The sequence below is a fragment of the Zooshikella ganghwensis genome (genome assembly GCF_018263875.1).
GTDB classification, from domain to species: domain Bacteria; phylum Pseudomonadota; class Gammaproteobacteria; order Pseudomonadales; family Zooshikellaceae; genus Zooshikella; species Zooshikella ganghwensis.
The window spans coordinates 254929-271384 of the sequence record NZ_JAEVHG010000002.1 but is presented as its reverse complement, the minus strand read 5'-3'; the positions used below and the strand labels follow the sequence as shown (position 1 = coordinate 271384).

Annotated in this window: 9 protein-coding genes; 2 read left to right on the top strand and 7 right to left on the bottom strand. The window is 37.0% G+C overall.

Annotated elements, in window-relative coordinates; translation table 11 throughout:
• Position 1 precedes the first annotated feature (1 nt).
• On the top strand, positions 2 to 1006 hold the full coding sequence (locus tag KHS79_RS05015) for a substrate-binding domain-containing protein (protein WP_212717270.1): 1005 nt from the start codon (positions 2 to 4) through the stop codon (positions 1004 to 1006).
• A 501-nt stretch (positions 1007 to 1507) separates the two neighbouring features.
• On the opposite strand, the gene KHS79_RS05010 is transcribed toward KHS79_RS05015, so the two are convergent.
• From KHS79_RS05010 to KHS79_RS04980, 7 genes are all read right to left on the bottom strand, one after another.
• Entirely contained in the window at positions 1508 to 3019 is a 1512-nt protein-coding gene (locus KHS79_RS05010; protein ID WP_212717269.1) for an FAD-dependent monooxygenase, read from the bottom strand.
• Between the two features lie 77 nt (positions 3020 to 3096).
• On the bottom strand, positions 3097 to 3714 hold the full coding sequence (locus KHS79_RS05005) for a class I SAM-dependent methyltransferase (protein WP_212717267.1): 618 nt from the start codon (positions 3712 to 3714) through the stop codon (positions 3097 to 3099).
• Positions 3707 to 5188, bottom strand: a complete 1482-nt coding sequence (locus KHS79_RS05000) for a cytochrome P450 (RefSeq protein ID WP_212717265.1) — start codon at positions 5186 to 5188, stop codon at positions 3707 to 3709. The genes KHS79_RS05005 and KHS79_RS05000 overlap by 8 nt, the downstream gene beginning before the upstream one ends.
• A gap of 501 nt (positions 5189 to 5689) precedes the next feature.
• Positions 5690 to 6349: an O-methyltransferase gene (locus KHS79_RS04995; protein ID WP_212717263.1), complete on the bottom strand. Its 660-nt coding sequence runs from the start codon at positions 6347 to 6349 to the stop codon at positions 5690 to 5692.
• Between the two features lie 105 nt (positions 6350 to 6454).
• A complete protein-coding gene (locus tag KHS79_RS04990) occupies positions 6455 to 7480 on the bottom strand; it encodes a hypothetical protein (RefSeq protein WP_212717261.1) in 1026 nt (341 codons plus the stop codon).
• 144 nt (positions 7481 to 7624) lie between these two features.
• Positions 7625 to 8818, bottom strand: coding sequence for a hypothetical protein (locus KHS79_RS04985; RefSeq protein WP_212717259.1), 1194 nt, complete (start codon positions 8816 to 8818; stop codon positions 7625 to 7627).
• A gap of 37 nt (positions 8819 to 8855) precedes the next feature.
• Positions 8856 to 10073 (bottom strand): leucine-rich repeat domain-containing protein, encoded by a 1218-nt coding sequence (locus tag KHS79_RS04980; protein WP_212717257.1) that lies wholly within the window; start codon positions 10071 to 10073, stop codon positions 8856 to 8858.
• Positions 10074 to 10909: 836 nt separating this feature from the next.
• On the opposite strand from KHS79_RS04980, the gene KHS79_RS04975 reads away from it, so the two are divergent.
• Positions 10910 to 16447 carry a non-ribosomal peptide synthetase gene (locus KHS79_RS04975; RefSeq protein ID WP_212717255.1) on the top strand — a complete coding sequence of 1846 codons (5538 nt, stop codon included), beginning with the start codon at positions 10910 to 10912 and terminating at the stop codon, positions 16445 to 16447.
• Positions 16448 to 16456 lie beyond the last annotated feature (9 nt).

Here is a 16456-nt window from a genome sequence, read left to right as displayed (position 1 = left end):
CATGGCAACGATAAAAGATGTAGCAAAACTGGCGGGTGTTTCGACAACAACAGTCTCTCATGTACTGAATAACACTCGCTTTGTTGCAAAAGAGACTCAGGAGCGGGTGTATGCGGCCGTTCAGTCATTGAACTACGCGCCTAGCGCTGTTGCTCGAAGTTTAAAAGTCAATCAAACACGGACCTTGGGATTACTCGTCACTTCCAGCTCAAACCCTTTTTTTGCTGAAGTTGTTCAGGGGGTTGAAGCTGAGTGTTTTAAAGAAGGCTACTCTCTTTTGCTGTGCACTATTGAGGGAGACCGTCAAAAACTTCGCCACTATTTGACAACACTTGTCGCCAAACGCATTGATGGCTTGTTGATAATGTGTACGGAGTATGATCCTTTATTATTTTCACTGCTAGAGTCGTATGAGTCTTTGCCTCAGGTTATTATGGATTGGGGCCCTAGCAATGAGTTTATGGATAAAATACAGGACAACTCTGCACAAGGTGGGTACCTTGCCACGCAGTATTTGATTGATCAGGGACATACTGACATTGGTTGTGTAACAGGACCCATGGAAAAATTGCCCAGTCAACAGCGACTTGCAGGTTTTCAAAGCGCTATGGATGAGGCGAAGCTTCCTATTAATCCTAACTGGGTTATTGCGGGAGATTTTGAGGCGATTAGTGGTGAGCAAGCATTTAATATTATTTGGTCATCAGCCAAGCGTCCTACTGCGATGTTTGTAGGAAACGATGTTATGGCGATGGGCATGATATGTGCTGCTTATAAGCAAGGGGTTAGGGTACCTGAAACGTTATCTGTTATTGGTTATGATGATATTCCCATGGCAGAATACTTTATCCCCCCGCTCACTAGTATTTCTCAACCTAAACGTGATTTGGGCAAACTGGCTGTAACCACATTAGTGGATAAAATTAGACATAAACGAAAAAAAGGAAAAACATTATTGTTAGAACCAAGCTTGTCAATTCGGTATTCCGTTAGCAGAAGAAAATAAATTTTTCTTGGAAGCTATTTCTCCTTCAATAAAGCCTGTTTCTTTACCCATTATTATCCAAAACGGCATCATTGTAGCAGGTGATTTTTACATAAGACTGCTTAGGTAAACCTGTTTGTCATGATGTGAAAATGACCTTAAGTGCTAACAGTAATAAAATACAACCTATGAAACGATCTAGCCAAACAGCATTTTTATTAAGTATTGTTTAATACGGTAGGCTTAGAAAGCAATACGGCAATGGCTGAGTACCATAATCCGTCTACTAAAAAAGGGATAATAACAAGCAGTGCTTTTGTAATAAAGGAAGCATCGGGCGAAAAAAACTGACTAAATAAAGCTTTAAGCTAAAAATAAATTTAAGGATTAAAAATATATATTTTTAAAGATTGATGATGTAAACAGTGGAATGTTTACAGTTTACTCTCTCTTATGATTTAAGCTGATGTATAAGTATTCAGGCAAAGAGAGAGTATTTGCATACTCAATGTAAACTAAGAATTAAGCAGCCTGTGTCTGATTTTTATGTGTTTTTTTCGGGAGCCACTTTTTTAGTACTTTGGGTAAGTAAGTGTTATTTTCTGATTCAGTAGCCCACAATATATAGCCATCAGGCCTTATTAGTAGGGCTTTTGGTAATTTGTGTGGTGGTTTAATTTGACCAGTTAACACTATGAGTTGTTCATGATCCATGTTGATATAAGTGTTAATGAAATGACTATTTGTAGTTTGATCAATCAATATAAACGGCTGAGTTCTTAGCATCTCATAAATACGATGGGTATGACCAAGTTCATCGGTCAACACAATATCTGGTATTCTTCTTCCCACGATTTTATGTGATCCTAGCTTAGGAAATGGGTAGCGTAATGTTACACCTGAAAGCTGCTTAATGACTAATAATTGAATAAATGGCACCGTCATGAGTAATACACTTAAACGGCGAAGTATTCTAGCAGGAAGACTTCGAGATATTTCGTATTTAAATACTTTATCTGTATTTTTAAGTATTTTGGTGTTTATGGTGCGTCGTTCTTGTTCGTAGCTTTGCAATAGCTCAGTTGGTGCATGATCTTTTAATACTGCAACTAACTTCCAGCCCAGGTTGATGGCATCCTGAATAGCTATTTGCAAGCCTTGTCCACCAGAGGGTATGTGCGTATGAGCTGCATCTCCAGCTAAAAATACGCGGCCGACTTGGTATTTTTTAGCTTGGCGTTGCTCACTACGAAAACGTGACATCCAGATGGGGTGGTGAATACCCAAGCTCTTCCCAAGAATGCCTTGCACGCTATCATTGAGTTCTGTGAGCGTGAGAGGATTGTCCACTGAGATGTGCATATAGTGATGATCGAGTACAATAATACGAAAGGAACCATTGTTAAATGGGAAAACAGCAACCATTCCTCGTTTAGTGGTACGAGCATAAACTTTAGGATCAGGTGGAAACGTTAAATGAACATCAGCAATACTTAACGTGCAGTCATAACTAAATCCAGGAAATTCAATATTTAGTAACTGACGAATTGTACTTTTTACTCCATCACAACCTACCACGTAGTCAGCTTTTAAATGATTAATACCCTCAGATGACTTTACGGTGGTTGTAACTTGCTGAGAGTTTTGTTTTATATCGATTACTTCCATACCTCGAGTAATTTTTACGCCTGCTTTTAAGGCCATTGATTCAAATTGAGCTTCAGCATTACACTGCGGGATAATTAGCATAAATGGAAAGCGGCTTTGTAAACGACTAAAATCAAGGTTATGTTTGCCATCGCCCAGTGGAGCATGTACCCAGGGTGTGCCATTATTAATAAGTATATCTGCACGACCTCTCATATCCAGTAATTCTAGAGTATGTGGTAAAATGCCAAAGGCACGAGATAAGTTACTAGGCTGAGATCGCCGTTCGATAATATGTGTTTGAACACCTGCATTGGCTAGTTCAGTGGCAAGTGTCAACCCTGCAGGTCCAGCTCCCACTATAATCACGTTGGGTGTTTTTAACATCGGTGACTCCATTAAAAAATAAACTAAGAAATAGTCTTATTGTAAATTCCAATGGTGATTAGGTTTTTATGTGTAAACTATTTTTGCTTTTTTGACTTTAATACGAGAAAATTGTCTTTGGTGATTTCTTCTTTAGTTATTGTTAATCCTGACTCTGTGAGTAATGTTTTGATTTCTTCCAGTGTTTTTAAATTAGGCAAACGTTGAATAATATAGAGAAATAATTTAACAAAATTATTTGGCGGTCTATGCTCTGCCAAAATGAAAATGCCATTAGGACAAAGCACCCGATTAATTTCATTTAGTACAGAAATCTGGCTATGCCAGTGGCCAAATGATGTTGTGCAGATAGCAAGGTCAATGCTATTACTGGCAAGAGGAATTGTTTCTGCTTTTTGAGTAATAAATTTAGCCTGTGGTAATTTTTTTCGAGCTTGTTCAATCATAGCTTGGGCAGGATCCAGACCAATAATTTTCGACTCAGGCCAAAAGGTTGAAAACTGTTGTAACAAAGTGCCTGTCCCGCAACCAATATCCAATATTTTTGTGGGGTAAGAAGAATAGCTATGTGTTGCCCAGTTAAACACCTTAGCTTGTGCTGTAAGACAATCTTTACCATATTTTTTATCATATAATGGAGCTATTCGATTAAAGATATCAATATAGCCTGGATCCCGCTTGATATATTTATGCATTTTTTTCAAATGACTCCAAAATGTTCCCTTTTACTTCAGGTGATTTTAAAAAACTACCTGGTGGTTTCAGCTGTACAGTTAAACCTTGTTTAGCAGTTAAGGAAATTCTCATAATACGATCTATCTGACTGCCATCGATTAGAGAGGGTCTAAAACGTTGCAAGAGTAAAACTAAAATAAGCTTTACTTCTAGTAAGGCAAAATGACGTCCCATACAGTTATGTTCACCTGCTCCAAATGCAATATACTCAAAAGGGGTAGGTTTTAGTGATGCCCAACGTTGAGGATTAAAACGTAAAGGTTGATCAAATATTTCTGGTATACGGTGCGAAACATATGCACTGAAAAAGATAGTGGTATCTTTATTAATTAAATATCCGTTTAACTCAGTATCTTCATTAGCATAGCGAATACCAAAAGCAGCTGGAGGAAATAAACGTAAACTTTCTTTTATCACCCAATCAAGGTAGTTAAGCTTTGATAGATCTTCTATGGTAGGCGATTTACTATTAAGTGTTGTTTGAAGTTCTGTAAATAATTGGGCATACTCTTCTGGGTGCTGGTCTAACAAAAATAAAGTCCATAAAATTGCAGAGGCACTGCTTTCATGACATAGTACCGTATATGCTTCACCAATAAGTTCATCTTCACTGAAGCCAATTCCTTGCTCATCTCGAGCAGCAATAAGAGCTGATAATATATCATAGCCTTGTGTTGAAGCGTTGCGTTTTTGCTGAATAATATTTCTAATGATTGCTTCAATATATGAAGCACTTTGCAACATTTTACGATAGGTGCTTCCTGGAAGATCAACAGGAAAAAGTAGTGTAGCTGGAGAACCTGCTGTTTTTAATAAAAGTGCTATGTAATGTTCAAGCTTTTTTGATAGTTGATTTTGATCAAGCCCAAACATAGTCTTGAGTGATATTCGGGTGATTAAATGAGTTATATCCTGATCAATACGACGTAGTTCGTTTAAACTCCAAGTATCCAGGGTTGACTGAGTGATTGAAGTAATACTATTGAGATACTGATCGATGCTGTTTTTTTTGAAAGCAGGTTGCATTAATCGTCGGTGCTGGCGATGTTTTTCACCATTTATTCTAAGTAATCCTAGACTGAGCCGTTCCATGGACGATCCACTTGGAAAGTGACTTTCTCTAAATGCATCTGCGATAAACTGTTTTGACTGGGTAAATAATGTTTGGTGAAACTCTGGACCAAAGATGGCAATGTATTTTGGGTTTGTATTATCCCAACTACTTATTTGTCCATAGGTTTGGTATGTTTTCATAAAAAAACCTATGGGATCATTTAGCATACGAAGGCCTTGCCAACGCCAACCTACTAATGGTATATGCCGATACCCTGGTACTAAATGAAGGTTAGAAGTAGTTTTTGCGGTAGGTTGATGAGAGTGTCTAGTTTTGTCAATATCGGTGGTTGCTTTAAGGGAGACTGGTGAGTGAGACATAAAGTTATACGCCATACTTTGTGTGATTAAATAGTAGGCCAATAAATAAATACTGAATTAAGTATGAGTGAACTATTGTTAACTTATCAAATGTTTGTGGTTGTTTTATTATCCATGAATAATAAATCATTATGAGGATTTCTCTTTTAAAACTGATAAATAATATTTTTGTTGATCAAATTATTATATTTTATGTGAGCCAGATTTTTTATACTCTATACATAGTGTTTGAGCAACGAAGCTGTATTAATATGTTACAAATGCATTAGTAGGCGTTGTCCTCTGCGTTATTGGCCACCAAGGGTGGTGGAAATGCAGTTAATGATGGGATAGTTAACTTTCACCACAGCCGCTTATATCTATAAGCTTCTGTGGTTTTTTCATTGGATCACTTGTATCTTTAAGACTACTATTTTTTTACTATCTGTAGTCTTAACAGAACAGGCTAGCTCTGCAAAAATGGATATTTTAGAGGTGCCCATTTATATGATGTAAATTACATTAACGTTTTAAAGCAAGAGTTAAACCATCAGCAAATGGCAAGAAACTTAATTCAATTCGATCGTCACTATGAAGTTTATTATTAATTTGTCGTAGTGAATTAGTTTCTTCATCATTTATTGATGGATCAGTAACAGCTCCAGACCAGAGTGTGTTATCTAGAATAAGCAAACCACCTGTTTTGATCAATTGTAATGCTGACTCATAATAACTGTCGTAGTTTTCTTTATCTGCATCGATAAAGGCAATATCAAACGTACCCGCTAGTCCTTCATCAAGTAAGTTAGATAAACTTGATTTTGCATCACCAATCATAGTTTTTATTTTGTGATCAACTTTCGCTTCCTGCCAGTATCGACGTCCTATATTTACCCACTCTTCACTGAGATCACAGCCAATTAATAAGCCATCTTCGGGCAATGCCTTAGCTACACAAAGAGAGCTGTACCCAGTAAAAACACCAATTTCAAGCGCTCTTCGGGCATGTGTGAGCCTTGTTAATAAGGCCATAAACTGTCCTTGTTCTGGCATGATTTGCATGTTGCACTCAGCCATTTTTCCCGTTTCTTCACGGAGTGCCTTAAGTATATTGCTCTCTCTCAGCGAATTATCACGGATATAGTTAAGAGTAGTTTGAGTGATTTCGATATGGTGTATCATATGGTTAATCCTTTATATTCTTGTTTTTTTATATAAGTTATAGAGATATGATGGGAAAAATTATTAATTGCTACTAAAGTTTTTATGCTTCATAAGATAGTGATGTTATGACATAGTTGACTTTGTATGAACTGTATTTAGCCGGGATTTCTTAAAATTGGTAAGTGTATCTGCCGCAGATACTTGGTTTCTGGACTGCATTAATAAGCTTGGAGATTCATCTCCAACAAATTGTGTACAGACAAATTTATGAGCATCGTAACTTGCAGACATAGCTTCATAAAATGACTCTCTGCTGTCATGTAAGTCTGAAGGTAGTTGATTGAATATTTTTTTTGTATTAATGAGTTGTTTAACAAGCTGTTCATGATCTCGCCAATGAAGACCACTCATATCTTCAGGAGCAATGGGTGGGGTAAGTGTAGGGCGCACAGACTTTTCATACTCACTATAAGTATAGTCTCCAGTAAAGCGGAAACTAGACTCAACTCCCCACATGATAGATGTTGCTATGTTTAAATAATAGCGTGCTGATCCAGTATTATTAGCGCTAACTTCATTACGAAAACTCTTTATAGCCAGGATCAGCCCTTGACAGAAAACCATAAATACATAGTGACCTTTTGTCCAACGTTGAAGTGCATCACGTTGAGTATTTTCCAGTGCAGGTGGTGAAACTAAAGGTGGATTATGTGTATGAGATTGCTCTGACTTGAAAAGTTTTAAAAGAGCATGCAATGCATAAATAAGCCGGCCCCATTGTGTTTGATCTAAGGTTGTTCCACCTTGCATTGCTTCTTTAAAAATGAAATTAAATGCTTCAAGTGCGCTACTGAGAATTAATAAAGAAAGGTTGTCTGTGGAACGTACGATATTAAAAGCCTGGTCATTATCTTCATTACCTTTTGTGCCTTTATATACATTATCGGCCTTAGAAAAACCTCTATGTGATGTATTAAGTCTATCAAGAAGGCTTTGTAATGTTTGATGAAAAGTTCTATCTGGTAGTGTAAGAGGGAAAGCTAATAAATGATCAGTGGTCTCTAATACAATAGGTGAAATTTCAAGAAACTTAACATGTTCTGGAATCAATTCTGGAACAGCTAAATAAAAGTTGGTTGGTTGCGACATTGTAAAATCCATAATTCCATGTTTACCCTTTGTCCATAGCCTTAATGCGTACATATAAATTACGCTATTAGCATAGGGTATTTTGTTTTACTATTTATATGAAACTTTATACTATATATTTTGTTATTTATAAATGATTAATTTTTAATAAAGTGTATTGTTCTTATTTTTAATTTCATTAGGTGGCTTAAGAATATAGTTCTCTAGTTTTTTTAAAAAAACTAGATCGATATTGCGTCTTAAACCATGGTCATATGGCATATTACTTTCAGAAACGCGTAAATAAAGGTCACTATTTAGTAAGCGCTGAAAACCTGAAGTATGGGTGTCAATAAGGTAACCTGAACCCATAGTTTTATTAATACTACTTAGTAAAACGTTACTTTTATTAGCTGTGTTTAATTGATTGGTGTTAATGGGTAACCTATGACGTAAGTTTAATTTTTCATCACTACTGCAGCTGTATTTATAGCTGTTATGACAAGAACCACAGTTTGTGTGCATATAACCAGTTAACCACTTTTCAGTTAAGGATCCGGGTAATTGGTAATCCATTAATTGTACAAAATATTTGGGGTCGTTTGTTTTTATACGGTTGTTGAACCAGAGGTCTACTAAATTAATTCCACCGGTAATCATTTGTGGATGGACACTTAGTTGAATAGTGTCAAAGCCAAGTGCAAAGTCATAGTCATTGTGAGAGATATGGCAGCTTTCACAGTCAGATTTTTTAGGGATTGTATGAAGAGTATTGGGTATTTTAATGCGCTGATCTTCGGGGGTTATAAATGCATTGGTTTGCTCTTCATTCCATTGATAAGTTTTGTATTCCCATCGATCTTTGGCTGATTTACCAGTTAAAGAAATTTTGTAAGCAATACGTGTTTCTAAATAACGATCTTCATTACTAAATGATTTCCAAAATACTGTCCCAACAGGAAAATGCCAATTGTTAATATTTATGGCATCAATTTGAGCACCTGGTGGAAGGTAAATGTGTCGTTGTTTACGTTCACCATCTGAAAATAAGGGGTAGATAGGAATATGTAGGTCAACAGCTGGATTTATTTCAGCTTGTTTAAGATTAGTATTAGCTTGTATTAGGTACAAACCTGTGTCTGATAGACGTTTAGCTGTTCTCAAACGCTTAAGTTGTTCAGATATTGTTTTTGTGTCATCAAACAAGTATTTAGTTTGGGTTTGGTTTGTGGTTTCAGCGTTTGTTTTTAAACTCACTAATAAAAAACAGGTGAATATCTGTAAGAGTAGAATATTAAACTTATCTTTAGACTTGAAGTTTTTATATGATGGTATGCTGTTCACTTGTAATATATTCATTATAAATGATATTCCAAAGATGAAGTTAGACATATTGCTATTCAAATAATATGTTTGTTTGTGGCAGTTGGTATACTAACTGTTGAATTTGATCTGGGGAGAGAGTTGTTTCCCTTAGATCTAGCCACTTTAACTGTTGCATAGATGTAAGCAGTAAAGCATTGTGAATGGCTGTACCTCTTAAACTTAAATGAGTTAAATAGGTTTTATTAATAAGTATATCAAGTGGAGGAACAGTAGAGTAGCTGATATAAAGTGATGAAAGATTGTTTAGACTAGAAATGAAATTGAACGACTGACCTTGAATAAAACTGAGTTCAAGTTCCTTTAACCCAGTCAGCTGGGTAAGAGTGCTATAGTCCTTAACATTTATTGTCCAATTAAGGTGTAAGTTTTTAAGATTTTCAAGTTTGCTAATAGTTTCAACTTCTTTAATAGGTGTTTCACCTAAATTAAGTTTCTCAAGAGAAGTTGATGACTGAAGGGCAGAAATATCTTCAAGATGCTCACTGTAACGTGCATTTAGTTCAATAAGTGATTTAGCTTTATCTAAACCATTTAAACTGGTTAGTTTTGATTCTTGTATATTTAGTTTTTCAAGATTATGTAGTTCAATAAGTGGATCTAATGAAAGAATAGGTGTTCCTCTTAAATGTAGTTGTTTTAAACTATGAATGCCTTTGAGTGGCGACAAGTCACTTATTGAGGTTCGATTTGCAAAAATTGATTCAAGTGCTGGGTGTCCTTGTAAGCCGTTTAACGATCTTATGGAGGTATTGTATAGTGTCAGAACTTTTAAATTAGGTAATTTAACGATACCTTGTAATGATCGAATGCTGGAATTGTCTAAAAATAAAGTATCAATATTGCTGAATTGTATGACACTTTGGATATTCTTAATCGGAGTGCCAGATAGGTAAAGTGCACGAATGTCTTTAGGCGATTTGAATGATATAAACTCTTTAATATTTGTCCAGCTTAAATTTAAGCTGCAAATATTTTCTGTATTGGAAATCCAATTAATATCATGCTGAGTTAAGGATTGATAGGCTAAATTGATGCATAAGGGAACATCTTTTTCTTTGTATAGGGTTTGACTGTTGTAAGTATGATTAACTGTGTAGCAAATTTCTTCACAGTTTGAGGCATAGATTGACCCGATAAAGAGTAAGGTAGGTAAAGAAAGGTAAAAACTTAACCACTGGTAAAATAAAACTTTATTTGTCTTTCTTTTAAAAGAGGTATTTATAAACACAAACACTGCCTCCTATATCCTTCAACTACTGCTGTTTTTAATATTGTAATAGAGGTAACTTTTAGATTGATACTTTTTGTGGTATGACTCTTTATAGTTATACTATGCCTATAAAATATCCAAGTAGTATATAAACTAAAACCTGTTTATTGGTATGTCAGTCATAGAGTGAGTTCACCACGTTGAATCTATATTGTTACTTTGTATATACGTATCTCAACTTTAGGAATATAAAGGTTGATCACGGTAAAAGTAGATTTCTTGTTTGAAATACTACCCCTTAGCTTTGACTAAAAACAGTTTGTTAATTCGATCCCTGAATATATTAAGTGATTGTATAAACCTTACTAATCGTAAAGTCAATACGACTAAAGTCTAATTCTTAGCTGAAAATATATTTTATAGACTAGAGTCGCTTACTGGATAGGTTGCATGAAGGAAAATAAGAACTTTTAAGTCGTATTGTGACTTTGTAAATCATTTTAATATTGTATTTTTGGTTAAGGTTGCTAAGTAAACTATGTCTGTAGGTGGTGTAAGTAAAAAATACGTATTTTTTGCTTCTTGATAGAGCAGGTTCTTGATTTGTAAGTGTGATTATAATAATTAAAAAGGTTGACTTTGTGCTAATAAAAATATTATTTTATCTTTAAAGTGTTTTGTTATGCCCTCCTTGTTTGATTAGAATGAAAGTGGTTAAGCCCTATAAGCACTTATAAAAATTTTGTATGCTGATTATAGAAAATCTAAAAAATATGAGCAGCAACACTAATAATGTCGCAGGGAATAGTAAATAATAAAATTAATAAAGTGGATATCAATAACTGGATGTTAAAATGGATTCACTGGTAAGCGTGCTTAGAAATCGAGCATATAACAACTCAACCGATGAAGCATATACATTTATTGCTGATCAATATGAATTAGATAAATGTATGAGCTATCAAGAGTTAGATCAATCCGCTCTTTCAATTGCTGAAGTTTTACTATCTGCAGGGTTAAAAGGTAAACGCATGCTATTGCTTTATCCTCCCAGTAGTGAATATATTGAAGCATTCATAGGATGTTTATATGCGAATGTAATAGCTGTTCCTGTTTACTCGACAGATGAAAGCAGACTCGATAAACAATTAGAGCGTTTAAGTGCGATTATCGACGATTCTGATGTTTCTGGAATATTGACAACATCAACATTAAGTGAACAAACTCGAAGAGTTGTGGATAGCATTGTTTCAACTAATACGCTGAAGTGGATAAATACTGATTTAATCCAAAGAGTTGCTAGTAATAACTTTAATTTACCTGTTATATCTGGCAATGATATTGCGTTTTTGCAATATACATCAGGTTCAACACACTTACCTAAGGGGGTAATACTTACACATAACAATTTGCTTCATAATTTATCATGCATATTCAACCACTTTGAAGTAGCTACAAATACTCGCGTGGTTAGCTGGCTCCCTCCTTATCATGATATGGGATTGATTGGCGCAATTTTAACTCCACTCTTCGGTGGAGTGCCTGTGACATTAATGTCACCCCGGTATTTTTTACAAGCACCTCTTCGTTGGTTATCAATTATTTCACAATATAAAAATGTCATCAGTGGTGGACCTAACTTTGCCTATGAGCTTTGTCTTAGAGCATTCATGCGCCGTAAACCTGACAACCTTTTGAATTTGCACGAATGGAAAATTGCTTTTTGTGGTGCTGAACCAATTCGTCCAGAAACGATGCGTCGCTTTTGTGGTACTTTTGCCCCTTTTGGTTTTGACACCCATGCTTTTTCTTCTTGCTACGGACTTGCTGAAAACACTTTAATTGTGAGTGGCTCTGGCCGTGATTGTGGAACCAGAATTTTAACTGTTGATAATTCGTCTTATCAGTCAAAAATTATTCAGCCTGTAGATCAAAGTACTTTATCCAAATCGCTAGTCAGTTGCGGTCGAGTTGTTTCTGGAATACAGGTGGCAATCGTTGATCCTACTCAACATAAACGCTTATCCGACCATATGATAGGTGAAATATGGGTTAAGGGGCAAAGTGTTGCAAAGGGTTATTGGCGAAATAATAAGAGTGCAGAGACCTTTAGTGCACGATTAGATAATGAGTCAAATCTAACAAATGAAACCGAAGAAAATGATACTGGTTGGTTACGTACGGGAGATTTAGGTTTTTTTGATCGTGATGAATTATTTGTCACGGGTCGTTTAAAAGATTTATTGGTGATTCGTGGTAAGAATTTTTATCCACAAGATATTGAGTATGTTGTTGAAAATAGTCATCCAGCATTACGCCCAGCTTCAACATCTGTATTTACAGTTGATAGTGATTTAGGTGAACAGTTGGTTGTGGTACAGGAGTTGGCTCGAAAATACCATGGGAAAAACTATTTACCCCAACGCACAGATGTCATGATGTCAATTCGCACTGCTGTTGCTGAAAAAATTGGCTTAAGCATTTATCAGCTGGTACTCATTGAAGCCGGTACAATTCCAAAAACATCCAGTGGAAAAATACGTCGAAGCGCATGTAAACAGCGCTTTCTAGAAAACAAGTTGGTGACGCTGGCAAGTGAGAGACAACCCGAAAAATTGATAAATAGTAACATGGTCAATATTGATAGACCTATTAATAATCAGTTTTCAGAAAATTGGGGGGAAAGCTACTCGACTTTATTATGCAATGTGACTAAACATTGTGAAATCGATATTTCTCAAATTAAACAGACAATGACATTATTTAATTTGGGTTTCGATTCGGTGTCGTTACTATGGTTGCAGCATGATTTAGAGCAAGCTTTTCAGTGTGAAGTTCCATTGCGATTATTATTAAAAAAACAGTCTCTTGGAACCTTAAGTTTAGAAATAGATGTCTTATTGTCTGATAAAGCATTTACTAGTAATTATGCAGATAAAACAGCTATAATTAGTGGCGCAACTACTCACTTATTGAGCTCTTCGCTTTATCAGTCAACAGAAATGCAACGTTCATTCTGGTTTCTAAACCAGCTGGAACCAACCTCAACTGCTTATATTGTTGCTCGTGCCGTAAAAATAAATGGTGTATTTAGTAAACAAGCGTTGAAACAAGCACTAAATGATTTATTGAGTGCACATACTGCGCTTCGTAGTCGCTATGTGGTTGAAAATGGTGAGCCTTTATTTTCATACCTATGGCCAGCGCGAGTTGATTTGATTAATGTTGATGTTACGGGTTTATCTGAAGAAAGGATTCGGGAAATAGTTACGCAGAAAGCATATGAGCCTTTTGATTTGGAGAATGATTATTTAATAAGACCAGTATTATTTTCTCGATCAATGCAGCAAACTATTTTCTTGTTGTCGTGTCATCATAGTATTATTGATTTTTGGTCAATGGCTTTATTCCTTCGTGACTTTTGCCAACAATACAATTATTACAATTCTATTCGTAGTCAGCATGATGACCCTAAATATAGGCCTTCTCTAAAAGGAAGTGATTTTTCAATATTTAGTCAGTATTATAATCAGTACTTTCTGCGAGAACAGGACTGGTCATACTGGCAAACACAGTTGAAAGGGAAGTTGCCAAAACTTCGTTTGCCAGAGGCGCAAGAGTCTACCTTACCAGCAAATAATACACCTTTTTCTGCTAGAAAAAGCGCATTGTGTTGTAAGTTTGAAATTGACGAAGTACTTCATCAACGTTTAAATGATTACGCTGATCAACAGGGCACTACCCCATATGTTGTATTGTTAACAGTATACAGTGTGTTATTACACCGTTATTCAGGTGATCAAGAGTTTGTAATCGGCTCACCTGTAGTCAATCGTACTTTTCCAGGATCCGCCGAAATCATTGGCTGTTGTGTAAATACTCTGCCCCTAAGAATAAAAATAAATACTTCTTTATCTACCACTGAATTGATGCAGGGTGTTCAGTCTGTGGTGACAGAGGGGCTAAAACATCAAGCCTTTCCTTTACCTAAAATGATAGAGCGGCTTGCGATACACCGTGATGGTGCTCATACCCCTTTATTTCAAACATTATTTAATTATTTACCTGGAAATAGTACCTCTTTAAATGCATTATCAGCGTTAGCAATGGGAGAGCCAACTGTTGATAATGCAATTCTACTTGGTTCGGCTGAACTGACAGCTTTTCCTTTGCCACCAGCTGATCCTCAATTTTTACTCAGCCTGACGGTGGCAGCAAAACCGTTTTCTCAAACCAAACAGTCTGATAACTCATTAGCACAGGTTGCTAATGGGTTATGGTGTGTTTTTGATTATGATCAGAGTCAACTTTCAGCCTCAACGGTGCAACGCTATGCGAAGCAATTTATTGATTTGCTTAGGGTCTGGCTTGATCACACAGGGGGCTTACAAGATTTACCTTGGTTGTCAGCAGCGGAATATGCTCATTATGAACATCTGCGCTTGACGGAATGGAATAATACTAAAACCGTTGAAGCTTCGACTGAACATCATTTGCCAGCCCTATTTATGCAGCAGGTTGAGAAAACACCCGATTCTCTCGCATTAACGGTGGGACAAGCAGAATTTACTTACTTGCAGCTAAGACAACATGCTAACCAGGTTACTGCACATTTACTTGCACTTGGTTTATCAGCTGAGAGTAAAGTTGGATTATTTACAGCTCGTGATCAGCACTTAATTTTTGCTCTATTAGGAGTACTGCAAGCAGGGCTGGTTTATGTACCCATTGATCCAAGCTACCCAGCATCACGCATATCGTACATTTTAGAGGTCGGTGAGGTTGATGTCGTGCTCGCCTCTGCAAATCTATTGTCCCAATTACCTGATGTTTCATGTCCTGTGATTGAAATAGAGACGTTAACCAATTCAGGCGGAGTGTCCGAATACCCCAATATCCAAATTAACCCTGATCAGTTGTGTTATGTATTGTTTACCTCTGGGTCAACCGGTCAGCCAAAGGGTGTCAGCATCAGCCATCAAAATGCTGCAAACTTAGTACGTTGGGCAGGGCTTGAGTTTACAGAGGAAGCATTATCTGGTGTTTTAGCATCAACCTCAGTGTGTTTTGACTTGTCCATTTTTGAAATATTTGTGCCGTTATGCCATGGGGGAAGGGTCATTTTGGTTGAAAATGCCTTACAGCTTCCCTCATTGCCACCAACGTTAAACGTTACTTTGATAAATACCGTACCTTCTGCAATTGCCAGCCTCTTGAGCCAACAAGCTATTCCAGGTTCAGTACAAGTCATTAATTTAGCTGGAGAACCATTACGTGCTTCTCTAGTGCGTCGGCTTTATCAAGAAACGGATGTCACCCAGGTGATTAACCTTTATGGCCCTTCTGAAACTACCACATATTCAACAATGGCCAAGCTCTCAGCACAGGTTTGTGAGCCTGTAGCGATAGGCTTGCCAATTGCTAATACCGCCCTTTATGTACTGGATGAGTCATTAAACGAGGTGCCAGTAGGAATGGTGGGTGAGTTGTATATTGGTGGCTTGGGAGTGGCTAGAGGCTACTATGCACAGCCAGGGGTGACGGCAGAACGCTTCATTCCTGATCCATTCCAGCATGAGTCTACAGGTAGCCGTTTATACCGAACTGGTGATTTGGTTCGCCGTGGTGATGATGACTTGTTGCGTTACATTGGACGCACTGATCATCAGGTGAAACTCAGAGGTTATCGAATAGAACTAGGTGAAATTGAATCATTGCTTTGTCAGTACTCTGAAGTCAGCAATGCTGTGGTATTAGTGAGTGAGGGTAGTGATGATCAGCGTTACCTAGTGGGTTTTGTTGTCAGTACGGTTAATCCAAGTCAGTCTTTGCAGCAGGATGGTCAGTGGTTGAGGGCATTGCGTACTTATCTTGGGCGTTATTTACCTGAATACATGATACCTAGTCAGTTTGTAGCTGTTGATGAATTACCTCTCACGCCTAACGGTAAAGTAGATCGCCAGCAGTTGGCACAACAAATACCTCTGTTGACAGATCATTTAGTCGCTCAAGGGAACAAATCTGCTTATCAGCCACCCACAACGCCATTGGAACTAAAGCTTCATGCTATTTGGCAAGAACTACTAAGCAGTAACTCATACGTACCTTTGGGTCTTAACCAGGCCGCCTCTAAAGAACACGCTCAGCAACTGCCTCACTTAAGAATAGGTATTCATGATGACTTCTTTCTTTTGGGAGGAAACTCATTGTTGGCCGTTAAGCTGGCCGGTCGAGTGAATGAACAGTTGGGCACTAAATTGAGTGTAAAGGAACTTTTTTCAGCACCAACCATTGCTCAACAGGCTGGGCTGCTTACCAGTACTAAAAAGCAAGGACAGCAAGTAACAACACCAATAAAGGCCCAGCCGCGTGTCACTTACTCAAAGCAGTGAAGCTGGGAA